This window comes from Brevibacillus laterosporus, from assembly GCA_007833815.1.
GTDB classification, from domain to species: domain Bacteria; phylum Bacillota; class Bacilli; order Brevibacillales; family Brevibacillaceae; genus Brevibacillus_B; species Brevibacillus_B laterosporus_D.
In genome coordinates this window covers 4,487,141-4,512,113 of sequence record CP033464.1, presented here as the reverse complement: position 1 = coordinate 4,512,113, position 24,973 = coordinate 4,487,141, and the positions used below count along the sequence as shown (strand labels likewise).

Genomic DNA, 24,973 nt, shown 5'->3' with positions numbered 1-24,973 from the left:
TCGGCAGAGGAAACAATCTGCACGACACTTTTGAAAACATATTTTCATAGAATAAAATTCATCTTTCATCAGATGTTATTTAAAACCAAACATATCATCAATAACATCCTCATCATGATTTTTGGAATAATCCTGAGTAGTTTTTGGATCGGAATGATGCATAAATTTTTGCACTTCTTCTAATGAGAATTTTTTAGGTTTTCCATGCTCATCAAGCAAGCGAGGGTCTTCACCTTGTAAGAGACATTCGCAACGGCTGTGTCGAAGAGAATGGGGGAAGAATTCAATTTTAGCTCCTTCAATTTCACTTAATACCTTTGACATGAAAACAACACGTTCATAAAGTGATTCATATGTAGCAGCACGCTTGTTTTCCCCTTTACCTGAAATCCACAAGGAGTCTATATTATCTTCCCCACGTTCATTTAAATAGCATATAATTAATTCTTTAGTGTCATCTAGATATACAAGTGGGAAAGCCTTTCCTCGCTTACCAATTACGATATTGGTTTTATTTCCTTCAAGTAGTCCATGTTTTTTCACTTGGGCTACTTCATTTCTACGACCAGCAGAATCAAACATAACCATTAATAGAGTTGCATATTGAAGTCTATTGCGTTTAATCAATTCATCACGCAATTTTATTACCTGAGTATAAGCTAAGAAAAAGTTATCTTCATTTGTTTTGACAGCTTCTTTTGGAAGACCTTTTACTTTTTTTGCAACGTTATTGTCATAATCATAATCATCATCATCTTCAACGAAAGTTAAAAGCGAGCGAACAGCACTCATTAAACGATTAGCTCTTGCATTACTTACTTTTAAATCTTCTGAGAGCCACAAACTAAAACGCCTGAAATCTTTTTTAGTAAGCTCTAATAAGCTTCGGTTTTTTAATTTCCGTTTTATGTATAACAAAACAATCCTCAAATCGTTTTTATACTGGCTTATCGTAGAGGGTTTAATTTTTCTTTGCCTATACTCTTCAAGAAAATCTTCAACTATGTTTTTGTTCTCTTCATTTACTTCAAGCCATTCATTTTCATCAAATATCCTGTTGTAGACACGTCCACGTTTTTTATCAGTCAATACAACACCTCTTTTTATTCAACAATTATTTTCTTTTGCTTTAAAGAAGACTTCAGGGTTTTAATGTGGAGTTTTTTATCGACTATTTCCTCTTTAGTGTTTTGAACAAAGGGGCGCTTTTGTTTAGTCTTGTAGATTCTTGAATTTATCCAATCGTAGCCTTCACCAGTTTCAATGATACGGGGGATATATTTTTCATTCTCTGAGCGAGTAGGGGAGATTGATACAGTATTATGGGAGAGGGATATTTCAATGTCATTTTTTAATTTACCTGTTCTTTTGTCAATGGTTGGTGTGTAGCTTTCATACACGTCTTTATCAATTCGGTCTTGCATAGTTTTTTTTGTTTCTTCACCAACATTCATAAGAGAAGAACTAATTTGACTAGCTAGATAGGAATTTAACTCATGAAGACTTTTGAACTTTTTCAATTTCATCATCCTGTAGTGAATTGGTATATACTTGATCAATCATTTTCTGTACTTGGGGAGCATTTCTAAAATATTCAGCCAGCTTTTCCTCTACCTTCCGAAATTCTTTAGAATCAAACTTTTTTTCAATTTCATCTAACATTTCTGTATCATATAGTTCAATGAAAACTTGAGTAAGTGTAGATAAATCGTTCTCTTTTGGAATTGGGAAGTCAGTAAAGTGACGAAGAAAAAATACATGCCCAAGTTGTATAATTGATTGAAGGTCTTCAGGAGTGAAATTTTTATCTGAAGAAAAAGTAGAAATAAGTTGACTGATATCAGATAGCATATCAATCAACTTGCTATTACGAATATGTTCGTCAATTTTCACTTCATATTGCCCATTCAGTATATGTATTACCTTTTGACCTGAAATTTTTTTATGTTCTTTGTTAAGATCATTTAAAGTCATCCGTTTAGCCATTCATTTTCCTCCTATTATCCTTAATTGTTACTTTGCATATGAAAGATTTTCCAACACTTCGCAGTATCTATCATAATAAAGAGCATTTTCTTTACTAAATGGAGTTTCAATATTTAGGATGATATTAGAAACAGTAAGTAACATTTCTTTTCGCTCTTCTGTTTCGTCCAAAATGAAATCTTCCCTCATAAGAATATCCATTTCCCTATTAAATGCTGCTACATTTACATCTTTAATGGTGAAGAGATTTTTACCTTCTTCATTCTTTTTCATAACAATTTGTCCATTTTCATCATACTCAGCATACTGATGAATTAATTTGTTTTTTTCTTCTTCCATTTCAATAATTCTATCCTCAAGGAGTTTACAAAAACGTGTTCGCATACGTGATTGTTTACTGGTAAGTTCAAGCTCATATAGAATCTTGTGTAGGGTTGGTAACTCATAGTTAGCAAGTTTCACGTGAATCATCTCCTTTAATAAAAATAGTGGGGGAGTAAACTCCCACCACTATACCTTCAATTGTTCCGTTCCACTAAAATCATCAATATTAGCACGAAGTTCATTCATTTTCTTCTCAATTTGAGTTTGAACATGCTGTTCCCAAGCAAGCGCCACCGCTTTCTCTTTTCCGTTATAGCTCACTTTTGAAAATTTATTAAAGATAGGGAATTGGGTAGGAAATCTACGGAAACTTTGGGGGAGAGTAACTTCTGATTCTACACTTTTACCATCTTCAAACGTAGTAATTTTAATTGTTCCACCAGTGTTAATTTCAATGTCTCCAAAATCTTTAAATAGCTCTTCATCCGTCTCAGGAATTTCTTTTACGGCGATTTCAATTGAATATACATTGTTTTCCAAATTTTTCTTTACATCAAGTGTAATCAATAATTAAGCCTCCGTAGTTCTCATATTTTTAATTTGCTTAGCAAAACTTTGAATTAATTTAAGGTGATCACCTAATTCTTCGGAAGAGAGTATTAATTCAGTTTCATGAGCGATTGTTTCATCGACACGTCTAATAGATAGGTGAGGAAGGGGAATGTCATTTACTGTTTTCAAAATGATCCTAAACTCTTCAAATGTATTATCATCTATTGGGATTCGAGCACTTTCAATCTCCGTGACTTCTCCAAAACGAAGGTATTCTACTTTCATTTTCATTGCTTCACTTCCGATTTTTTATTCTTCAAGTAAGTCAATAAATACCATTCCATCTCCAGATTTCTTGTCAGCTAGAACTTCAGCTTCAAAATTAAATACAGAAGGATCGCCAGCAGCACCGTGTGTCAGAGTGAAGTTAGGCTTAATTTTCAACTTAGGAATGGTGTATTTAGCCTCAAAGTCTTCGTCATCTTCATTGCGCCATAAAGTGTCAGCCTCAAGTAGGTATGTACCAGGGAACGTTTTACTTGTAATGTCCATTGACTGGCTTTTTGTTGGTGCGTCAATATAATAATCAGCAATTACCATATCTCCAGATTCGATAGAACCGGTAAGTTTAACTTTTGTTGTTGATCCTGTAGTAGTTACAGAACCAGACAATTTTTCAAGCATGGAAGATCCATCATCTGTTTTAAAGAAAAAGGTATTGTAGCCTTTGGTAGTTGTAGGCTTTTTAGTCAGTTTAATAATTTTATCAGTACCATCTTCTTCAACTGTAAGAACTTCTTTTTTATGGATAGGTCGGGTGGTAGCTTTAAACGTTGTTCCAGTTGCAATTGCGAATGTTTCTTTCGAAATTAAACCATCTTCCATTTTCATGGAAATTTCACGGTCACTGTCCCAACCAATACGTTTGGGATTACCTCTACCACCAGTAGCATATACGGTACTTCCACTAAACTCCAATGTTGAAGTTTTTAAAGTTTCAAAGTATGCTACAGGCTCCTTTGTTACAATGTCTTTCAATACAACATTGCAAATTTCACGTACACCATATTGCATGTATAGAATTCCTCCAATATTTATTTAATTTTAGTCATCCAGTGTTTTAGCTCAATTGATTTTGAATCCGCACCATGCATTAATGCCTGAATATTTACTTGATAATCATCAAGTAATTTCATTCGATTAAATTGATCATTAAACTGAACCATATTCATATCAAAGACATTAAAAATGCTAATACCATTGGCATTAGCAGAAGTTATTGATATTAAGTCTAAGAGAGAAAGAGATTCTTCTTGAATAGCATTAGACTTTGATTTGACTTCTTGAACCCTTTTTCTACCTGCAAGAAGTATTTGCTTAATCTTCTCAGCTCCACTATTAGCAGGTTTGTAGTCATTTTCCTCAATAGAATGATAATTATTTTGAATCTTTATAATCTCTATCAGTTCCACAAAATTATCCTTAGAGATAATTTTTGAATCACTAATGTCTCCGAAAACAAAACCAAGCTCACTGTCATAATGAATTTCTTTTTCACGCAGAAAATAGAGCAGGGCACTTACAAACAAAGTCAGATAATTTGTGTCAACTAATGCTAAGTCGTAAAGTGAAAAGTGAGGGGATAATCTTGAAAAATCTTGTGGAGAGAGTAAGGAGGATATATCTAAAGTTAAGATATGAAGATGTTGGTTATGCTTATCATATCCGTATTGAACAATTTCTCTTAAGGTAAAAGGGGATACAGTGAAAGCATCTAGTGGGGTAGGAAGTCCAGCCATTGTTCTTAATTTGATTAGTTCGTTAGTGTTCATTTTTTTCTTCCTGTCCCGATAGTCTCCATCACAGCGGTTAACTCATATCCATTAAACTTTGAATTATATTTTACAAACCTAGCATTGAGGAAATTAAGTCTCCCAACTTTTTCAATACTCTTATCAGCAAGCTGGTCTAAAATCTCACTCAATATCTCAAAAGGACGAAGAGCTGTCTCGCTATCTGTACTGATGCTCCACAGATTCTTTGACATGACAACTTCAAATAAGACATCTGTATTTTCGATAACTCTGTGTTTAATATTCAGCTCTGGATAACTTATCCTAAGTTGGACGCAATCAGAATCTGTAGTTTCAAGATCAAATGGATAGGGAAAGATATTCTTCATTATTAATGAAGAAGGCTTCAAGATATCAGGTTGTTCTAAAGGATTCTCATTATTATAGTGAATTAGTTTGCATAGTCTTTGATTTTTAATTAGCTCCAAAATAATAGATTGTAAATTTGGACTCCATAGCCTTAATCTTTTCATGTATCCTCCTATCCAAATAAGCTTTTTACTTTGATTTCTTTGTAATCAGTTATCTCTCCAGCTTTTGCCCATAACCTAAAATAACCAAGCTTCTTAGTAGCTTGGACAGTACACGATTTTTGATTAGCATTTGCTATGGTAAGATAATTGATTGGTTTATCATGATCATCTGTGATCAACCATGATACTTGAATATCATCAATTTCAATTCCATTATTACTAAAGATCACTGAATATCTTTCTGTATCACTTTGCACTATTGTTTCACTACCAATGATATCTATTAAGAAATTATCTCTTACATCTTCAGTTACATTAACCAAGATAGAGGAGGATAAAGAACCCATAGATACTGTGATATTTGCTTGACCAATATCTAACCCATGACAAATTCCATTCTTATCAACATTTACGACATTAGGGAAGTTGCTTGTATAAGAAAGTGGGGGAGAGGGAAGTGGAGAGCCATTCTGAAGAACATCAACTTTTAATTTAAAAGAGCTTCCTTTTTGTAGCTCATACTCAAGTGATGAAATTCTTATTTCATTGGAGCATGGAGTGTAGTCAGCTATACCAAGATTGAAGTTATCTTTAATGTTACTAACATCTTCCGCTACAACAAGATCAATCAAGCCATCATTTAAAAGATTGAGGTCTATGACTTTAAAAACAGAATGGTTAAATATAAAACGCCTATCACGTCTAATCCTTGATGTAGCCTCTGTTTCAGGAATGATTACTCTCATTTGCTTATCTGGTAGGGTGAAATTCTTATCTTCTTCAGTACCACCAATGTACCCCAACTTAGTTACATAACATGGCGATTCATAAACAACAAACTGGTCTTGCCATCTTATTGTTTGATTACAAAAGATCATTGTTCCTTTTTGATATAAGGGGTTCTCTTGATCAAGCAAAGTAACGAGCCAGTTTCGTCCATTTACCTTAACAATGTCGCCTACACTAAAATCACCATTTCGCATAATTAGAGTTTTCAACCACTGTTCTGTTTTAGAATATTTACTAAGAATACTAGCTAATTTAATAACTCCATTAATGACTACCTCAGTTCCACCAAGCCCGTTTAAAGTCATGTCTAAAAGCTTGTTCCCATCTCTCATATACTTCTCTGTAATATTTGCATTGTGATAATTTTTATAGCTTTTTATCGCAATCACATCCGCAGGCTAACTTACTAGGAAGACGTGAAATCTCACCACTGACCGACAATATAATTTCTCGTATCTCTCTCAATTCTTCTTCTTGTAATAATTTTAGTCCAGTAAACTTTTCAAGACGGAAAAGAGTAGAATTATTTTTTCTGCTTAGACGTTCACAATATACTTGGATATTTTCTAATTGATCGAACTCATTATTAATCATCATAAATAGTCATCAGCTCGATTCTGTATGATGTTCTCGACTTTTTTTTCTTCATTTGCCACAAGGGTATCAAGTGATCGTAATTGAGCCTGATAATTCTTTAATCCGATATCTTTTGTGAATGGTTGCCAAGTATTAGTGAAGTAAATTAACTGGTTTTTTAAAAAGGTAATCCTTAGATAGTGAGCAAGTAGGAGAAGGTCATCATTTGGTAATTTTTTTGAAACTGTCTCACTTGTGTCATCCCAATCAATATCTTCACGAAGACGATTGTTGTAATCCATTATTGCTCCGTGGATGAAATCATAGATTTGTTCATCATTTTGGGGAAGTTCCAGATCGTCAACTTTACAACGAGTGATAAAAGTGGTGTAGATTTGATCGTAGGTAGTGTTCTTCATGGCAACACCAGCTTATTCTTTTTCTTCGTCTTCAAACAGAATGTCTTGAGGAATTTCAGACCAATCAGCCAATACTTTTCGAGTAGCAGCACTATCAATTTTTTCTTCTTTGGCAACGTCTAGAATGAACCTTTTTTCAGAATCAGAAGTTACTTTTTTCAATTCAGTCTTCAACTTAGTAGGATTCATTTTAAGTAACGTAACAATTTCTTGACGTGTACGTGTATTACTTTCGTAATTTTCCTTATCAGTGATATTTTCAAGGGCTTCCTTGGCTTCATCGGAATCGTTAACGATAACTAATTCACCATCACGGAATGTTTGACTGGACATAAGTAAATAATCAACGAGTTGCTGAGGAACTGACTTAATATCAACCTTAGCCTTAGTGCTCCCAGTCCATTGATACGTTTTTTCATTACCATTATTAAACTGATAATTTACTACGTAAGGTGTGTTACGATATCTTGCCACATTAATCATTTTTTCCATGTGAATTTATCCTCCTTAATGTCATCTGAAGAGAAGAAATCTCTTCTATTTATTAGATTGCTACAGCAGCGTCTTCTTTTAGAATTCCTAAGATTTGTCCAAATAGGAGTCTGATATCTGCAAATTGAACAATTTTCATCTTAATCCGTTCATCTTCCATGTTTTGCTCAGTCATTTGTTGAAGAGCACCAAATTCTGTTACAGCAAAAGGCTTTTGTTTAACATCACCTGCGAACATATAACCTACGTTTACTGGAAGCTCAACTTTAGAATTGAAATCATCAATAAATGGATTGACAAGATTAACTGCATTAGTTCTACCCACTGTAGAGATATTTAGCGATGTAAGAAGCTCATCTTTTCTAGGATCACTAATTAGATTTGCTGGTTGTTGCATTGCAAAATAGTCAATCAACAAGCTATCAGCAACAAAAATTGGACGACCACCATATCTTGATAGAACAGAAGCTAAACTGTTGTAATCTGTAATTTTTAAATTTGCACCTTGCTTAACATTTTTTGCAGGAATTTTACCAGAGAGGATTGCTTTTTGTGTAATTTTTGAAATAGCGTCTAAATACAGGCGAACTTTTGCATTTGCTACATCATCAATTAATTTATTAAAATACTCAACAACTTCTTTGGTATCACCGAAAGGTTCATAGTAAAATCCAGTAGAGAACTTGTTAGGAATAGCAGTTACATATTTTTTTCCATCGATACGTACCAAATCTACTCCAGAACCATTAGCACTCCATTGTACCTTTGCTTTAAATTTTTGGGGAAGTTCATATTTTACAACAGTATTTCGATCGGCTGTTTTTAAAGTTGCTAACAATCCAATAATCTCAGTCACCTTGGGTTTAGCAATTTCATCTGCCTTTTGCACAATTAGAGAGTTAAATTGATGAAGAAGAGAGGGATCAGGATAACTTGTGCTAAAAACCTTACTGCAATAGGTTTTTAAGTCTTCTTGATCAGTTTTATCCATTTTGCTATTGTAAACTCTATTAAAAAGTTCTTTTAATTTACCATTATCGATTTGCTTCATTTACATTGCTCCTTATTCTATTTAATTGATTAAAATTCTTGAACTTCTAACTTAACAAGCGGTTTACCACAGGTGTATTCCAGATTATCTTCATTACTGACAACAAGGAATTTAGTTTTAGATTTTACGTAATCGGCATGAGGCGAGGAAGCCAAAGAAATAATGTATTTTTTTGATGTGGGGTCAAAGTGTGCGACTTGATTTTCTTTCACTTCAGTTACGCCAGAATTGAGCTTAAAAGCAGAAGTGTCATAACGAAAACCTTTATACCAATAAACGATACGAGCACGCTCTCCTTCAGCATTAAAGAAATCAATTAATTCCTCACCTAAATAGCGATCTTCTGGTGTTGCAATAAGATAAGATTCATTTTCAACATTAGTTAATTGCTTACAAGTTCTTTCACCCTCTGCATTAAAACCTAGTTCAACTAGAGTAAAGTTATCAATATCACCACCTTCTACAATCGCACCATTTGCTAAAGTGCGTACCTTAATTGCATTTAAATTACCAACTTCGTGATTACCACGTTGAGTTAGAGTTTGCATTTGACGAGTAGTCATTTATATAAGCCTCCTATTAAAATTTGTTTAATTAAATTCCATATCTACTTTCAAAATCGTCACCATCGGGTAAAAGCTTACTTGTCTGTGAGGCATACTCTTTAATAAAAGAGTGTTCTTCTTGTTTCTTAGGCGCTGTAGCAACCATATCAACTAGCATAGTATTAAGTTGCAAAACAGCATCCTTTCCTTCCAGTGAAGAATTCAAAGAAAGCTTAATTAGAGTTTGAACCTCATCAGTTTCATACTTTTCCTTACCATTAACAGCTTCAAATTTATCTGCATAGTAGGATTTTTTCTCGTTTAAAGATTTTTCAAGTTGTTCAGTTTCATACTTTTCTTTATATGTTTGCAACTCTTGATATTGAGAACTCAAAGAAATTAGCTTGTCCGAGGCTTCGTTGAATTGTTTCTCAAGCTGACCTTTATCTTGGGTGAGCTGGTTCAAAGAAGAGGAGAGAATTTGACTTTCTGAGGCTAATTGTTCTGCTTTTTTATTTGCTTCATTTAATTGAGTTTGCATTTGCTCAACTTCAGTTGTTGTAATCCATGTCCTTTGCTCAACAACTTCAGTTTTTGAATCCATATTTACTGTCAGGACATCACCATTTTTACCGTAATCAACTTTATAATGCTTAACCCCATCATGTTCATTCCAACTTTCAAAAATGAAAGAAGTATCAAAAACACTGACAATATAAGAACTGTTGTATTCTTGCTCTGCCATCTGTGTTGAGATTTGATTATAAAGTTTTGAACGAACGTCTTCATGTGACAGTTCACATATTTTTTTGAAAAACATTGATTCACCTTCCTTTTCTTTCTGATTGATAGCTTGTGCAATAAGCCTGTTAAATTGTTTTAAATCATTAAAACTGAGTAGGGTAGAGGAATCGTATGCTGGAGCAACTACCTTATGCCCGTTTCGCTCTTCAGAATTTAATAGGGCGTGACCATCATAAATTATGGGTGATTCCACATATTCAATTCCATCTTTGAAAGAATAATTTCTGTACAAAAATTCCACACTCGAAAAAATCTGAATGCCACGACTATACCACTCCAGTAATAAATCACATACATCACTAAAGCGAAAACGCCATAGAACTGCATCGGCTGCGAGAACTTCTTTTTCTTGACCATTTTCATTGATAACCATTAAGTACCCCTCCGAAGAGAATACGCCAATCGGAATAGTGTCAGTTTTTACTGTTCGTTCGCCATATCGATCATAGTCAAGGTGCTCTTCATGACCCCCAAGAGCATCAGATAATGTTCCAAATTGAGAAACAGGATAATATTTAGCTACAATTGGTTTATTCAATAAAGTGTGTGCGGCTCCCATTGAAACTTCTTTTGAAACAATTTGTCCATGCCATGACTCTTCAAAATCATGGATGATAAAAGTAGCTGATAGAAGAGTGGGGTCATCAGATTGTTTAATTTCATTTAGTTGAAGCTTGAAGCTCGATTTCTTATCCACTTATATTTCTCACCTCCTTTAAGTGGGTTGTTCATTACCATTGTTAGTTTTGCTTTTAATGGTATTTTCAGAGGTGGGTTCATCATTATTTGGTCTTCCAGTTTTATTTGATTCAGTGGCGGTATAAGCACTCGCATACGGCTTAATTTTTTCTTGAAGCTTCATTTCTTCTTGTTCATAAATTGACTGATTTACATACTCGTTAAAATCTAATCCACTCATCAAATCGATTACTGCTTTTAAACTAAAGCCTTCCTGAGTGTGGAGTTTCATTAGGATATCTACTTTTTCTTTAAGGGTAAGAGGAGGTTCTTTGTCATAAACGAGGTAGTAATCATCGAAAACAGAAGAGGGGAGGATGATTTTGAAGAGTTTTTGATAAACATCTTGCTCAATATCTTCAAGAAGAATAGCTATTCTCTTGTAGAAGACTTCCAGACTGATCTTAGCAGAGGCAAAGTTCCCACCTGTACCATTTAAAATGGCAGGACTTGTCCCAAAGGCAGAGGTAACATCATTGTTTATCGAATCAAATTTTTTAGGGTCTAACGCATCTGATTTCATTTCAGGAAACTCTAAGCTGGCAAAGTCGGGGATTGATACGACAGTGATTCCTTTAGACTGGTTCTTTTCAAGAGCAGCCTTAACACCAGAGTGGATTTTTTGTTTAATAGTTTTATTTAACTTTAAATTTCCTAACTCTGTATTTTTTTCGCTACCGATAGTCAAAACAGCAACCGCAGAGATGATTTTATTGGCAATAGACTTTTCTATATCTTTTAGTTTTTTCTTATGCTGTAAATCAAAAAAACCCGTTAAAGCCCAATTTAATCCATAAGCTTGATTCCTTTTTAAAGTATGTGTACGTAAGCAAACAGTACGATCTTGGGGGAGATAAACAAATTTCTTTGAGGAATCTATTCTATAGTCTTCATACATTTTTTCTGTGACATAGGGAGTAAGATTATCGAGAAAAGCTTTTCTTTGCAAATCATCAAGGCTACCAATAGCAGATAGATCAACTTGAATAATCCATTCGCCATTCACTCTATAGGCTGGCGATGCTATCTTTAAATCATCAAAAATGTAAAAGTAGGGGTTCTTTTTATCGCCAAGCCAAATTCCCACAAGTGTGCCAGTTGAAATGAGCTGAGTTATAATATCTCTAGACAGTTGCTTGTGTTTCACTTTTCTTAAAGCTTTATTGCATGTCATTAAATTCTTTTCGTAGTTTTTACCTTTGTCATACACTTCAATCTTATAATTTAGAGTAGGAAGAACCTTAGTTAATTCGAACAATTGGAAAACTTCACCAGAAGTAATGTAATAGTAATGAGCTAAATTATTCAACTCAGTTATGTAATTATCAGGATCAGAAAGATAAGTAAGCAATTGTTTTGAGGATACTTCGCTCAATATTCCATCATTAAACATGTTTGAAACAAAGCCTTCTGCAAAAAGAGCGGTATATTCTTCTATAGCATTTAGCTGTCTTTCTGTTTCAAAATCAACCTTCGGTTTTTTAGGTCGTCCACGGGGCATAATTCACCTCCTTAGTTGTAATATACAAAATCATCATCTTCATCGAAAATATCTTGTTTTAGAAGCTGCCGTTCTAGTTCAGTGGCAATATAGTTCCCATAAGTTATAGAGCTGTAACGGTCTTTACGCTTAGATCTAGGCTCTTTTAATCTAATTAACCCACTATCTAGACGTTCACCTTCGAGATTAATCATTTCATTAATTAAGGCAGTGATTTGAATATACACAGATTCAAATCTAACTTTTTGTTCAATTGGTAAAGAACTGAATCCTTTAAGTTTTTCAAGATATTCTTTGCCTTCTGTTTCTTTTGCTAACATTTTCATACTTCCACGCTTTAGTACGTCTCTAAGCAGAACTGCACATTCACTATTAAATTGAGGGTTCCCTTTTATGCTGTAGATTCTTTTGGGCGAATTTTGATAGGTGCATCGTTCACCCATTCGCTGATCATTTATGCAAGTCCAAGGTTCGTATTCTACTTGTCTTTCTCGATCATAAAGGGGCTGAACTAATTGATCATAAATCCCCAAACCAAAACTTTGAGTATCTAACACTAGGAAATCACAATCAAGATCCTCCATGAGCTGCCGAATTCTCACAGCTTGTGAAGTTGTATGACCTCCCACCATACTTTCCATATAACTAATATGTCTCTCAAAGCCTTTGGAAGTAGGTATCAGTCTCAGCATGGAATAAGCACTTGCGTCATTTTCCTTTCCTGCCATTCCTGCGATGTCACAAGTTAATAGTCTAATTTCATCATTTTTCTTATTTTCATATCTAAAAGAGGTATCTTTTATTATGTAATACATGGGTTTTGGAAATATTGGCTTAGGCAGCTTTCTATTTTTTTCAAGGTCTTCATACTTAAAAAAAGCTTTTTCTGATTCACCAAAAAATAAACATTCCATCTCCATAGAAAAACCAACTTCATCAAAGTCAGATTCCGACATTTCATCTTCAACTTGCTCTGTCATCAACAATCCTTCTTTAATTGCCATTTGATAGGGGAGTCCACATACAAAATATTGTTTACTGTCCGTCATGGATTTAAAAAATGCTTGCAGCTTTGCCCACGACCAGTGTATTTTGTACCAGCATGAAGAAAGATATATTTCCTTATTTCTTTCTTTTAAATGAGCGTATTCAGGCTTTCCAAGATACTTAGGCTGTCTTGGAGCAGTTAAAAACTTCCTCAGCACTTTATTGATTATTTCAAGATCAATCATCCTGAACTCATCTGCTATTAATAAGTTGGCTCGTTTACTTCGTGCGCCATCGTTTGATGCAACTACTTTTATCCAACTACCATTGTGAAATTCCACCTTGGGGTCATTAGCAGAAGTAGACAGGTTGCTGATTTCTCTAAAGAGATTTGGACAATTTTTCTTTAAATCGTCTATTTTTTCTATTACTTCTCTTGCTTGAGCTTTAGTACCTGAAGCAATTACTATTTTGGTTTCGGGATATAAAATAGAACGTATACAACAATAAATCGCAGTTAACCAAGTTTTACCTTGTCCACGGCTAGCTAGATACATGAAGTAATGAGAAACGCTCATCATATAAATCAGGATGACTTGAAAGAGTTTTAGATCAATACCTAAATACTCTTTTGCAAAACGATGGGGGTTTGATCGATAGTAGCTAGTCCATACGCCAATTCCAGTCATTAATCTTTCTGATTTATTATGGTTGCTTAGAGCCTTGTTAAAGTTCCTACCTTTTTGAAAAATACTAATTCCTTTGTGAGCTTTGTTTCTATCAACTTGATAATTTGGAATTCCAGCCATTATTGATCACCTTCGTTTGTTTCATCATCTTCAAATTTAGGTGGCTCCGCTGTGTATTTTTCCATTTCTTCATCATAGGCAATAGAGTATTCATTCTTGATACCAATCATTTTGCATAAATGTCCTAAGAACCATATGTTTATGTACTTACGAATGCTATCAACATCTCTCCAAGTAGGGTCTGGTTCAGGTATGGGACGTTCATTCTCGTATTTTTTTATCAATGTGCCAAAAGTGGCGTGTTCTGTTGCATTAGCACCAGTTTCTTGAACAGGCTTAATATTTGCTGATCCAAGTAAGTCTTGTAGCGTCTTTAGTTCTTTATCAACGGGCTGGTTCTTTTCACGTTTTCTCTTGATGGTTAATCTTGTGTGTGAAGCTTCTTGAAAGAGTAGTTCCATAGTATAACCATCGCACTCATATGAATTTATAAAACGATTGAATTCATTTTGTAAGAATTCATAATCCTCATTTTTAAAACCTCTGCCCCAAAAATCAATTAAACTTTGCAATTCATCTGATGAAAATTCAATCTTTGTAAATTCGGGGTCAGGTTGCAAAGAGCTTTCAAAACTATCGTTTGCTGCTTGGCTAAAGACACTGTCAGCAAAGGTTTTTCCTTTGTATTGTGGGAAAGATGAAATTGGTGGAATGTACTTAGACCAATCTCCTTCGAGATTTTCCCATTGATCATAGAAAAATGGTTTATCCAGCATAGATAGAACATGAATAACACGTTCAAAATAACCTTCTGTTGCTTTTTCACCTATGTATTCATTCAGACAATCTTTACAAACTATAAATTTTTTTGTAGTTAGAAGGGGATTGGTGTTTACATAAAAGCTACTTGCAACTCTTTTTTTTACGCACTTTAAACATTCAATTTTTTCTTTTTCTTTGTTATTTACTTTTTTTATTGACATTGAAACACTTCCTTATAAATCAGAACAACTAGTGGAGTGTCTTGCTGGAATTGAACCAGCTATATTGCACAGCCTTGAGACACATGAAATACCCCCGAATGGGGGAAAGGGAGGGGAAATAGTACAATAAAAATCACATTTTATCTGTAGGGGATGGGAGGAAGGGGAGTAATATAAAAAGCCACCATCAGTTTTTGATGGCAACCTAGTAATTAAAGTAGAATTTTATAAGTGCAAATTTGACCTGACTTAAGTAGTACTAAAGATGACTCCACGTTTTTCCATGCTTTATTTTAGAAATGCATGCTGCTTTTACATTAGACATTGATGCTATCTGTACTACTTTCATCTTTGATTCTGCCAATAGCTTCTTAATTTTTTTCACATCCTGATCTGTTAAAACAGCACCTGCATGCGATTCACCGACAGCATAATTTCTACTTCTTATTTTTTCGATACTTTCTTTCGTATGTTTCCTTCCAAAAAAGGGATTATTTTTACCACTTGAATCTGCGTGATTTTTACTTATCTTACGCTTTGTTTCATCAGGCACTTGTTTCATGCAATTTCCGCCATATTCAATGTTGTATCCATAATCTCTGTGAGAACTTTTGTAGTATTTAATCCATTGTATTTCTTTATAGTCTAAATTATCGATTTCTACTGTCTCTAAAACTTTAAATATGAATTTTTCTTCTCCGTATTTATTCCATGCGTTTTGTAATCGTCCATTACCATGTTTATTATTTCTTAATCGAGATTTATGCTCTCTAAATCTTTGATGAATATTCACACTTTGTCCTATATATACATGATGATTTAATATATTTTTTATTATGTAAATACCGCATATTTTAGCATTACTAATCACTACCTATCCTCCAGATAAAGAAAGGAACTGATTATATCATGAGATATTGTCAGTTCCTTTGTATTAGAGGTTAGTGAATGCTTCACAGTAGACATAACCTTATTTTTAATTAAGTTTAAATGTGTGACTTGTAACTTTTCCTTTGCCTTCTTCGAATATCAACATCTTACCAGCAGCTTTGGCTCCAGTCATTAGCCTATCACTAAATTTATCAGACCCCATCACTGAAGGAAGAATAATAATTTCACAGTCATTAGTTACACCTTCTCCAACAGTGATTTCTTCTGCGTGATGAAAGTGAGAAAGAATAAGATAATCAATAAATTCACGATGTAACATAGACAGATCTCTCAATGCGGTCTTAACATTCTTAATTTGATGTCCATGTTTTGCGTGGAAGCGATATCCGCAAATCTCAAAACGGGCATAGTCATCTGTATAAAGTGGAACTTCAATCCGTGGATTATTTACAAGCATGTCATGGATGTAGATAGCAATTAGCCGTTCAACGTCCTCTTTCACGAACTGTCCGGCTTTTGTTCCAAGTGGTCTAATTTCAGTATGATTTGACGAAGGGACATGATGATATGTAATTTTCACATGAGAAGATAAACGATTTAGCCATTCAACAATTAATCGCTGATAACGAATAACTTGATCCATTAGACCAAATTGAAGACTCATTAGCTGACTAATGCGAAGTCCAATGCCTTCAACATTATCTGCACCATTAACAATATGTAAATGAGTTAGTTTTTCTTGTTTTATTTTATTTACAGTTTGAGTAAACAAATCTGCAAGGCGCAGTCGAACTTCATCTTCATCATATTTATTGTTAACACTTTCAAAAATCTTACCAAAGTGGACATCGCCAAATCCAAGTAAAGCACCTTTTTGTCCGGTAGAGTGGGGAAGTGCATGAAAATCAGGTGGGTGTAATGAATTCTCTCTTACTGCACGAGTGAATTCTTCAATGAGAAGTTCTTTTCTGGCATCCTCACGAGTAATACGATTGATATGAAGTCCAAGAGTTTGATTTTTAATGCGCTCCTTTTGAAGAGAGTAAACCTTATCATCAATAACGGAACCAACTTCATCGGCGCTACTCTTTACCCCATCTTCATAACCCTCGATGTAGTTTGCATACCATTTGCGATATTTTGATTCGCCAAAATTTTCACCAGTTTCCTTATTGATTAAATCAGCAATTTGATTCCAATTAATAGAGTAGAGGTGTTTTGCCCTCGCTAATCTAAGTTTATATGCCTTAATAGTCTCATCTGGTTTTCTTTTTAACTCATCTGGAGTAACTATCATTAAGTCACTCCTTATACCAATTCATTTTCATCAACGGATTCAATTTCATCATCTTCTTTAATAGTAATACTAACTTGTCTACCATCAAATTCTTTTAGCAAATCATACAATTTATAATAACGTATATCAATTTCTTTTGTTTCTTTATTCTTTGTTGCTTCTTCAATTAAACCAGTCTGATGAACAAATAGACCTTTCAGACTCAAAGAGTGGGAACGCTTCGCCATATTGTTTCCTCCTGTTATCAAATAAAAATACACCGTATTAAGGGAACGGTGTAAACCCAGATATAAAATCTCAGTCCTACGGGTACATAGACCCAAGATATATGTATGCAAGGTGGGGCGGCGTATCCCACATCTCTTTTGACTAGTTTAAGCAGGACTGCGCCCTTTAAATAGCGTGACGGGAACCTTTCCGTCCTCTTGCAAATTATTAGAATAGCCTCAACGGGCAATATATGTATTAAATTTTTTATTATTTTTATTTAATTAAATCTTTTAGTGGTTTAGCTACTTTAAATGCTGGATACTTAGAGGCAGCAATATCTAATTGAGCTTGAGCTTTTGCTTCCTCTTCGTTAACACCTTGTTCTTTTAGCTCTTTTAGCATTTTTGGGTTATACCCTTTACGAGCTGCACGATCACGAACTTCAAATGTACCAAAACCTGCTAATTTCACTTTGTCACCTGTAACTAAGGCATCTGTAATAGCGTCTAAAACTGCATCAACATATACACCTGCACCTTTTTTACTGACCTCTAATTTCTCTGCTACCTTTGCGCTAAGTTCCGTTTTGTTCATAATAATAAATCCTCCTTGGTTATCCGTTAATTTATTTTTTATATCCTTACACTATATATAGGGACTTGAAGGCTGTTTTTTGCATTAAAACTGTCACTTTTCACAAAACCTGCATTTGTTATAATAGCCGTCCCCTTTTTTATCTGACCTTTTTCTATAATATTTTTCAGATAACAGTTTGTTAGTGCCACAGCTTTTGCACTTTTTGTACTTTCCTTTAACTTTGTATGTATAAAGCCATTCTTCATGATCATTAAGGTATGTATCGGCAATCATCTTAGGGATAAATGAATTAAATATCTTTGAAATCCTGTCGTCATTTAAAGTGAGTTTATATTTATCAAAAAGGTAAGAAGTTATCTCGTTACCTGGTGCACCTTCAATTTTCATAGTAAGAATGTCTTTAACATAATTTTCAAAATTTACTTTCTCGATTAACTCATCTAATACATATAAGATATGCCACATGTCAGAGCTAGGCTTGTCAGCACAGCCTTTTTTCAATGAATAGTAGTGGTTAAGTAATTCAAGAATGTGTTTTTCATTTTTAAAGTCAATTTTATTTTCAGATACAGAAACATAAGTGCCCAATTCATCGAAATAACCAGTGTCACAATCATAATCAATTCTTGTTGTCCCTTTTTGAAGTTTTTTAAAGTGAATAGTTCCTGCTAGTTTTTCTTTCATGATAAGAATTTCTTTTGATAAATCTTTGTAGAAATCTTTAAGTAGATTTAAATTCCTTTTCCCATGTAATTTTTCAATTTGTTTTTGGAGTGTTTCGCGGTCATTCTTAGGTAATCCATAGCCTAATTGCATACTTAACTTCTTAAGAAAAACATCTAGTTCTTTAATCTCTTCATACTTTTCTATGTCTTGTTCTGTGATGCATTGCTCAAAGAAATGTTTGGTTCCTTTTTCTATATCTAATGCAAAATTGCTAGTATGTAACTCTTTCTTTTTAATTTCCTTCAGTTTACTTTTAGTCAAATGATTCTTTGGGGAACGTCTCTGTGATTTGGGGTTATTCTTAATCAACTCTTCCTGAACAAAATCATCGTATCTTGGATGAAGAAGGTAGTTAGCCAAACCTTCTAGTCTTTTTAGGAAAGAGTCTGTTTCGGATTCAATTAGGTAATCCTTGCTTGTCTTGACTTGCTTATCCCAGAAGGCAGGCGAGGATACGTACTCAATCATCCAATAGGATAAGCTGTCTTCAAGAGTGTTATGGAGTAACTGAGTTCTTTCTTTAGCGTAAGGTAAATTGAAATCCAAAAGGCTGTAAATCTTTTTAAATACATCTCTATAATCATCTTGTACATTCCAGCAATTTTTAGTTGTTTTAAAGTTATAGCCATGTGAGTACAGAAAAGCTTTAAATTGTTTAACCCAATGTTCTTTACGCTGCTTTAATAAGGCGTTTAATTTCTTTGAATTTTCAGCTTTAACATTTTCTATTACTTGAAATTTGAAATTTTCTTTACCATATAGAGAGTAGTCGATTTGCAAAACTCGATTATCATGAATTCCTGAATTTAATAGAGAATATGTATTTAAGATTTCTTTAGGAATATCACTGGAAAATTCCACAAAAACTTTATCGTTGATGTTATTTGAAATTAAAAAAATACCTGATTGCTTATACTTCAAATTAATCCTCCTTCATAGTTTTTATATCTATAATCAGTATACATCTAATTAAAGATTAATTCAATATATATTTTTTATATTGTATTATTGAACCCACTCTTATATAATTTGCTTAGGTAAGGGGGGAAATGAATATGAACAATACTCAAGGCTATACGAAAGTAATAGGCATTCACATACCTACTGTACATAAAGCGATCTTATCATTCTTAGAAGAGAGAAGAGGAGCTAGTCAAAATACTGCTATTAGTTATAAGCAACACATTGAACAATTTTTTGGATATACAAGAGGGAAAAAACTAAATGAATTAAATGAAGAAGATTTAATGTTTACAAGGCAAGAGGTTGTAGAGTATAGAAATTACTTAATTAACTTAATGGATGAAAATGGGGTAAAAAAAAGGTATTCAAATTCTTCTATTAATACAAAAATTTCCATAGTGAAATCACTATTTGATTTTTTACCGAACTATGATTATCAAGTTAACTCATTGGTATTTAAGTTGATTCCTTTAACCGAAAATAATTCTAAACCTAATGGCTTTTTGACTTGGAATGAAATGCAACAAATTATAATTAAGGTTAAGAATCAGAAGAATGGATGGGAAAAATCAATAATCTTAAAATTAGCAGCTCAAACAGCAATTAGAAAAAATGCATTGTTCAATTTGAAACGTACCGAAATACTATTAATAAACAATGAAATACCAGTAATTAAAGCTTATGACAAAAAAGGAAAACTGGATAATAAACCTATTCCAATTGTTATTTACAATGAGCTAATGGAATTTATAAAAGTACACGGAAAGGGAGAAAGAGTATTTACTATTAGATCCCAAGCTACATTAAATAATGCCATTGCTAAAGCATGTGAAGAATTGCAGATTTCTAAGGATAGAAAGATAACATTTCACTCGTTTAAAAAGGGTAGCGTAGATACGACTCAAAAAGTATTTAAAGACGTAAAAATTACTCAGCAGCATGCTAATCATGCGAATCCAAGTACGACTTTAAACATTTATACAGACTCTATTCATGATTATAAGATGATGCCTTCCTTCTTACTTGGGCAAGAGATTGATTTATCTAAGTTAGAAGAGATGAGTAAAGAGGAAATTATCAATGTCATTCAAGGACTGGATATTGGAATTAAGGCAGAGATTGGGAGAAAAATTAATAAATAATGTTTAAATACATGGGTAAACGTAGCGTTTTGATGGCTGCGTTTTTTTGTTTTATAATAATGTATCGTGACATGTAGATAATATAAAGGTTTTCGGGACATTTACTGTTGTTTTAGGGTGTATTATCTATGATCGTGTTCTCTGTATCGTTAAAAGGTAGTTATATCAAGGGAAAGTAGTCATTTATAAGGTCGAAATAGGTAAAGATGCAATTTTTGATGGGATTGATAAGAAAGGAAAAGCGTTGATATGATTAGAGTTTATCGAGCTGCTTACGATCCAATTTACGATCCAAATTTCATGGTGTGGAAGTGGATGTGTTGCACCTGAAATGCGAACATATATTCTTGTTTTGGATGTAAAAGTACCCCCCCATACCTCTATAAGCCTTTGTTTAAGGGCTTTTTATTTTGTATATAAGATACATTATATACAAAGTTGAGTAATCACCTTCTTAACTCACCAATATATACAAATGACCATATAAAACCCTCAATAGAAGATGAGCATAAACATTTCAACTATTTTAAGGAAATTCAGAATGTAATAAATAGCTATTATATAAGCCTATTCGATTTATAACATGTAAGCCGGAGCCGAACACTTCATATCCCATTTACTATGCCCATCTGTCACACTGTTACCTTACAACTATCACATATACACTCAAATATTAAGTAAAAATATGTATACATGATAAGTCTAATATGATATAATATAAATATAAAGAACCTCAGATAATAAAATGTTTTTCCTCGATATGTTCCTCTAACTATCCACTTATAATCCTCTAACTTTAACTAAAGGAGATGCTTATAATGCAGAATGTTCTATATCATGGTACATGGGAAACGGATATCAATTTCATTGATCTACCAGTAGCCAACTATAACTCAATTGGTACATGGCTAACTGAATCACCTGATAAAGCTAATATGTATGGGAAGAATGTAGTATCTGTTAATGTAGAAATCAATAACCCCTTTTTTGCACATACTGATAACTTTGATGAATTCTTTTTCAATATTCCTATCTCAAATAAATATATTGACACTAATAAGCCAACTAGAGAAGACATGAAATTCCTTTTAAATAATGCTGAATACATTCAGGAGTTCAAAAATCTGATTGTCAACGCTGGTTATGATACGATCATTTTTACAGATTCAAAGATTGATCTTTCGAACGATGAAGGAACGCAAACAGTTTATATACTCTTGAAGCCAAATGTGCAAATAGCTTCACATAAATATTTACAAGAGGTGAATTGCTGTGCTTAATGAATTTGTAAGATACATGTCTGTATTAACTAACGATGATACTGTAACCATCGCTAATAACAATGAAGCGTTTGAACAAGGTGATATGGTTCAATTAATTACTGACATTCTAGATGGCTTAAAGGTTGATTATGATACACATGTAAATGATGATTTGACTATTAACATTGATCTGTATGAATAGTAAACGCATCAGGGGGAATAAATGACACAGCCAATAATTAAAGTAGTTGACTCCATTATGGGTAGTGGTAAATCATCAGCGGCAATTAACATGATCAACTCAGACACAGAAAACAATTACATCTATATCACACCTTACTTACCAGAAGTGGAACGTATTAAGAAGTTTTGTTCAGATAGGAAATTTTACGACCCTAAAGTATTTTCAAAAGATGGAGAAACATTCTATAAGCTTGATTCATTTCATAATCTACTCAAGGATAATAAGAACATAGCAACCACTCATGTGTTATTCCAGATGGCTACAGAAGAGACTAAGGAATTGATCTATAGTGGTAACTACATTTTAGTTTTAGATGAGGTAATAGAAGTTGTTAAGGAATTACATATTAAACCACATGATATAAATATGCTTTTCGAAAATCAATGGATGTATGAAAGCGATGGTATAGTTTATTGGAACACCGATAAAGAGCAGAGTGAGGGGGTTTATGATGGAGAATTTAAGCTCATAAGAAGGTATGCACTAAATCATAACCTAGTATTACACAATGGTAAAATGTTATTGTGGACGTTTCCAGTAGAGATATTCAAACAGTTCAAAGAGGTCTATGTATTAACTTATCTGTTTGAAGCTCAATATCAAAAGTATTTTTATGACATTAATTCAATTCAATATAAAAAATATATTGCAACTAAAGAGGGTGATCTGTATCTATTTAAAGAAACCACTGGGCAGTGTAATACAGAAATTAAGAAATCCTTAAAAGAGAAAATTCATATTTATCAAGGGGATGAACTAAATAAAATAGGGGATAAGGATCATTCATTGTCTAAGAAGTGGTATCATGAAAAGAAGCATATGCATGGTAAAATGAAAAACAATGTGTTAAATTTTTTTACCAACAAACTCAAATCTAAATCAGATGCCAATATGTGGACTACCTTTGCAGATTATGAATCCAAGCTCAAAGGAAAGGGTTATGCAAAAGGGTTTGTATCTTGTACGAGTCGAGCCACTAATGAATATAAAGACAAGACAGCCTTAGCATATACAATCAATCGTTTCTTACATCCAGTCATAGCTAACTATTTCATATCAAAAGGTGTAAAGGTGAATGATGATCTAAATGCGTTGCAGGAATTACTACAATGGATATGGAGGTCAGCTATTAGAGAAGGTAAGGAAATCAATCTGTATATACCAAGCAAAAGAATGAGAGAGTTATTAATAAATTGGCTGGATGATGATATCAAATAAAATGTTATTGCTTCAAAGGCAATAAACCGAAAAAAAAAGCATTGGTATGACTGCGTTTTTGGGCTGTAGGTCTTAAAGGAAAGGTTTATATAAAAAGATAAAATATATAATAAATTAATTCATAAAAGTATAAAAGATACACACTCATTTTACTACGTAAAAGGAGTGTTCATAACGCAACATGTTGCGTTATGAGATAGAAGTATATTTTCATTAGGAATTAAATGTAATTAAACTATATAAAATTAATATATAACTAAGAAGTGGTGATATTTATGTTGATTAAATATGAATTAGGTCAACTAATTAAAATTGTATCAGGTAACTTTAAAGGTGAAACTGGATTCATTACAGGTAAATCAGCAGATAAATATAGCATTATGTTTATGAATGGAATTGAAATGATGGCTAAAGCTGATTGCATCGTAAAAGAAAATTCTAGAAAGGTATGGAGAAGGTTTCTATTCACTCCTATTGGAGATGAAATTGGTTATAAAGATGAAATATACCAAATCATGAAAACTAGTAGATATTATGTATTGTATGTAAAAAATAGTAAAACAGGTAGCGTTTTACCTTCTCACTGTAGGTTGTTTTTAACTGAAGAGGAGCCACAGAGTATCATTAGCTCCTTTCAATCTGATATAGAAGGATAGATAAGCTAACGAGGTCATAAACTTGAGGTATGCAGTACTTCTTCAGCTATAGTAGAATTAATCTTGGCTATACTACATAAACACTAATTCTACTAGTATCAACAGGGGGAAAGTATGTGGAAATTTAATGACGGAAGAAAATATTATAGGGAAACAAAGAATTTTTGGAGAGGATACCGTTTTGAAAGTACGGCTGATTCATTTTTTTGGGGTATTATGGCTGAATTGCTTGTCTTTTTGTGTGGTATAGTTCATTATGCATGGAGTACTGTTTTTATGAATACTTTGGTAATATTAAGTTTAGTTTTTCTTGTTTATTTTGGAGTCAAACTCTATCTTTCAAAATATCATATTGCATTCTGTATCACCTTATCAGTTATTATCACATCAGTCTGGGCAGTAACCTTTTATATCAATCCCTATGGGCAAGAGCAAGGAACTTCTCTAATTTTTGCGGTAATAGTTTCGATAATTTCACTTTATTTTCACCTTGTTGGACTAATTAGAGTATAGACTTTTTAACAATAAAATCTACCTTTCATTACATAAAAAAAGCATCTCCAGTATACTCGCTGCGAGGTGCTTTTTTGGTTATTCATCTTCATCAAGTTTAAATAATTCATTCATATCAGTTATTTGAAGAACTTTTGCAATTTTAGTCAAATGGCTGCGGTTAAATGTTGTCCGCATATTATTTGCTATTTCGGCTATTGTTGTAGGCTGTATTCCAGTTTCTTGGGCTAGTCTCTTTTGTGTGTATTCGGGTTTACTCTCAAGAATTTCCTTTAGTCGCACTTTAAGCAAATAATTCACCCCAATTTATTTAATAAATACATTATAACACTTAAAAATAAAATTGTATATATGCATCCATAAATATTGACATCCATATATTTATGGATTATAATTAAGACATAAGAACGGTTATAGTACGTTAAATAAATA

At 33.2% G+C, this 24,973-nt stretch carries 31 protein-coding genes; 6 read left to right on the top strand and 25 right to left on the bottom strand.

The genetic code is table 11. From position 1 onward, the window contains the following. Positions 1 to 75: 75 nt before the first annotated feature. The 24 genes from EEL30_22205 to EEL30_22090 all read right to left on the bottom strand — a co-directional run bounded on the left by EEL30_22205 (position 76) and on the right by EEL30_22090 (position 19,464). Positions 76 to 1,089, bottom strand: a complete 1,014-nt coding sequence (locus EEL30_22205; protein QDX94758.1) for a site-specific integrase — start codon at positions 1,087 to 1,089, stop codon at positions 76 to 78. A 14-nt stretch (positions 1,090 to 1,103) separates the two neighbouring features. After that, positions 1,104 to 1,520: a hypothetical protein gene (locus EEL30_22200; protein ID QDX94757.1), complete on the bottom strand. Its 417-nt coding sequence runs from the start codon at positions 1,518 to 1,520 to the stop codon at positions 1,104 to 1,106. Further along, on the bottom strand, positions 1,495 to 1,986 hold the full coding sequence (locus EEL30_22195; GenBank protein ID QDX94756.1) for a hypothetical protein: 492 nt from the start codon (positions 1,984 to 1,986) through the stop codon (positions 1,495 to 1,497). Before EEL30_22195 ends, EEL30_22200 begins: the two co-directional genes overlap by 26 nt. Before the next feature lie 27 nt (positions 1,987 to 2,013). Beyond that, positions 2,014 to 2,457, bottom strand: a complete 444-nt coding sequence (locus tag EEL30_22190; GenBank protein ID QDX94755.1) for a DUF1617 family protein — start codon at positions 2,455 to 2,457, stop codon at positions 2,014 to 2,016. Between the two features lie 39 nt (positions 2,458 to 2,496). Further along, entirely contained in the window at positions 2,497 to 2,877 is a 381-nt protein-coding gene (locus tag EEL30_22185) for a hypothetical protein (GenBank protein QDX94754.1), read from the bottom strand. Positions 2,878 to 2,880: 3 nt separating this feature from the next. Continuing rightward, complete coding sequence (locus EEL30_22180) at positions 2,881 to 3,153, bottom strand: hypothetical protein (protein ID QDX94753.1); 273 nt, start codon at positions 3,151 to 3,153, stop codon at positions 2,881 to 2,883. A gap of 18 nt (positions 3,154 to 3,171) precedes the next feature. Continuing rightward, positions 3,172 to 3,936, bottom strand: coding sequence for a hypothetical protein (locus tag EEL30_22175; GenBank protein ID QDX94752.1), 765 nt, complete (start codon positions 3,934 to 3,936; stop codon positions 3,172 to 3,174). 20 nt (positions 3,937 to 3,956) lie between these two features. Then, positions 3,957 to 4,694, bottom strand: a complete 738-nt coding sequence (locus tag EEL30_22170; protein QDX94751.1) for a hypothetical protein — start codon at positions 4,692 to 4,694, stop codon at positions 3,957 to 3,959. Beyond that, positions 4,691 to 5,188 (bottom strand): hypothetical protein, encoded by a 498-nt coding sequence (locus tag EEL30_22165; protein ID QDX94750.1) that lies wholly within the window; start codon positions 5,186 to 5,188, stop codon positions 4,691 to 4,693. The genes EEL30_22170 and EEL30_22165 overlap by 4 nt, the downstream gene beginning before the upstream one ends. Before the next feature lie 8 nt (positions 5,189 to 5,196). Continuing rightward, on the bottom strand, positions 5,197 to 6,309 hold the full coding sequence (locus EEL30_22160; protein QDX94749.1) for a hypothetical protein: 1,113 nt from the start codon (positions 6,307 to 6,309) through the stop codon (positions 5,197 to 5,199). 34 nt (positions 6,310 to 6,343) lie between these two features. Beyond that, positions 6,344 to 6,574 (bottom strand): hypothetical protein, encoded by a 231-nt coding sequence (locus EEL30_22155; GenBank protein QDX94748.1) that lies wholly within the window; start codon positions 6,572 to 6,574, stop codon positions 6,344 to 6,346. After that, positions 6,571 to 6,972: a hypothetical protein gene (locus EEL30_22150; GenBank protein ID QDX94747.1), complete on the bottom strand. Its 402-nt coding sequence runs from the start codon at positions 6,970 to 6,972 to the stop codon at positions 6,571 to 6,573. The genes EEL30_22155 and EEL30_22150 overlap by 4 nt, the downstream gene beginning before the upstream one ends. A 12-nt stretch (positions 6,973 to 6,984) precedes the next feature. Next, a complete protein-coding gene (locus EEL30_22145) occupies positions 6,985 to 7,464 on the bottom strand; it encodes a hypothetical protein (GenBank protein ID QDX94746.1) in 480 nt (159 codons plus the stop codon). Between the two features lie 52 nt (positions 7,465 to 7,516). Beyond that, positions 7,517 to 8,515, bottom strand: coding sequence for a hypothetical protein (locus tag EEL30_22140; GenBank protein QDX94745.1), 999 nt, complete (start codon positions 8,513 to 8,515; stop codon positions 7,517 to 7,519). A 29-nt stretch (positions 8,516 to 8,544) separates the two neighbouring features. Beyond that, positions 8,545 to 9,078: a hypothetical protein gene (locus tag EEL30_22135; GenBank protein QDX94744.1), complete on the bottom strand. Its 534-nt coding sequence runs from the start codon at positions 9,076 to 9,078 to the stop codon at positions 8,545 to 8,547. 31 nt (positions 9,079 to 9,109) lie between these two features. Next, entirely contained in the window at positions 9,110 to 10,561 is a 1,452-nt protein-coding gene (locus EEL30_22130; protein ID QDX94743.1) for a hypothetical protein, read from the bottom strand. An 18-nt stretch (positions 10,562 to 10,579) separates the two neighbouring features. Further along, the gene (locus EEL30_22125) at positions 10,580 to 12,103 is read right to left on the bottom strand and encodes a hypothetical protein (GenBank protein ID QDX94742.1); all 1,524 of its coding nucleotides are present in this window, start codon (positions 12,101 to 12,103) and stop codon (positions 10,580 to 10,582) included. 11 nt (positions 12,104 to 12,114) lie between these two features. Then, a complete protein-coding gene (locus EEL30_22120; GenBank protein ID QDX94741.1) occupies positions 12,115 to 13,899 on the bottom strand; it encodes a hypothetical protein in 1,785 nt (594 codons plus the stop codon). Beyond that, positions 13,899 to 14,822 (bottom strand): hypothetical protein, encoded by a 924-nt coding sequence (locus EEL30_22115; GenBank protein QDX94740.1) that lies wholly within the window; start codon positions 14,820 to 14,822, stop codon positions 13,899 to 13,901. Before EEL30_22115 ends, EEL30_22120 begins: the two co-directional genes overlap by 1 nt. A 259-nt stretch (positions 14,823 to 15,081) precedes the next feature. Next, positions 15,082 to 15,693, bottom strand: coding sequence for a hypothetical protein (locus tag EEL30_22110; GenBank protein QDX94739.1), 612 nt, complete (start codon positions 15,691 to 15,693; stop codon positions 15,082 to 15,084). Between the two features lie 105 nt (positions 15,694 to 15,798). Continuing rightward, complete coding sequence (locus EEL30_22105) at positions 15,799 to 17,010, bottom strand: hypothetical protein (protein ID QDX94738.1); 1,212 nt, start codon at positions 17,008 to 17,010, stop codon at positions 15,799 to 15,801. An 11-nt stretch (positions 17,011 to 17,021) separates the two neighbouring features. Further along, entirely contained in the window at positions 17,022 to 17,237 is a 216-nt protein-coding gene (locus tag EEL30_22100) for a hypothetical protein (GenBank protein QDX94737.1), read from the bottom strand. A 256-nt stretch (positions 17,238 to 17,493) separates the two neighbouring features. Continuing rightward, positions 17,494 to 17,814, bottom strand: a complete 321-nt coding sequence (locus EEL30_22095) for an HU family DNA-binding protein (GenBank protein QDX94736.1) — start codon at positions 17,812 to 17,814, stop codon at positions 17,494 to 17,496. A 93-nt stretch (positions 17,815 to 17,907) separates the two neighbouring features. Then, positions 17,908 to 19,464, bottom strand: a complete 1,557-nt coding sequence (locus EEL30_22090) for a hypothetical protein (GenBank protein ID QDX94735.1) — start codon at positions 19,462 to 19,464, stop codon at positions 17,908 to 17,910. 128 nt (positions 19,465 to 19,592) lie between these two features. On the opposite strand from EEL30_22090, the gene EEL30_22085 reads away from it, so the two are divergent. The 6 genes from EEL30_22085 to EEL30_22060 all read left to right on the top strand — a co-directional run bounded on the left by EEL30_22085 (position 19,593) and on the right by EEL30_22060 (position 24,541). After that, entirely contained in the window at positions 19,593 to 20,648 is a 1,056-nt protein-coding gene (locus EEL30_22085) for a site-specific integrase (GenBank protein QDX94734.1), read from the top strand. Positions 20,649 to 21,466: 818 nt separating this feature from the next. After that, on the top strand, positions 21,467 to 21,928 hold the full coding sequence (locus EEL30_22080; GenBank protein QDX94733.1) for a hypothetical protein: 462 nt from the start codon (positions 21,467 to 21,469) through the stop codon (positions 21,926 to 21,928). Continuing rightward, a complete protein-coding gene (locus EEL30_22075) occupies positions 21,921 to 22,112 on the top strand; it encodes a hypothetical protein (GenBank protein QDX94732.1) in 192 nt (63 codons plus the stop codon). The genes EEL30_22080 and EEL30_22075 overlap by 8 nt, the downstream gene beginning before the upstream one ends. 21 nt (positions 22,113 to 22,133) lie before the next feature. Then, positions 22,134 to 23,372, top strand: a complete 1,239-nt coding sequence (locus EEL30_22070; protein ID QDX94731.1) for a hypothetical protein — start codon at positions 22,134 to 22,136, stop codon at positions 23,370 to 23,372. Positions 23,373 to 23,647: 275 nt separating this feature from the next. Beyond that, positions 23,648 to 24,028 carry a hypothetical protein gene (locus EEL30_22065; GenBank protein QDX94730.1) on the top strand — a complete coding sequence of 127 codons (381 nt, stop codon included), beginning with the start codon at positions 23,648 to 23,650 and terminating at the stop codon, positions 24,026 to 24,028. Between the two features lie 114 nt (positions 24,029 to 24,142). Continuing rightward, complete coding sequence (locus tag EEL30_22060) at positions 24,143 to 24,541, top strand: hypothetical protein (protein ID QDX94729.1); 399 nt, start codon at positions 24,143 to 24,145, stop codon at positions 24,539 to 24,541. A gap of 78 nt (positions 24,542 to 24,619) precedes the next feature. Here the strand turns inward: EEL30_22060 and EEL30_22055 are convergent, their stop codons facing one another. Continuing rightward, on the bottom strand, positions 24,620 to 24,847 hold the full coding sequence (locus EEL30_22055; GenBank protein ID QDX94728.1) for an XRE family transcriptional regulator: 228 nt from the start codon (positions 24,845 to 24,847) through the stop codon (positions 24,620 to 24,622). Between the last annotated feature and the right edge of the window lie 126 nt (positions 24,848 to 24,973).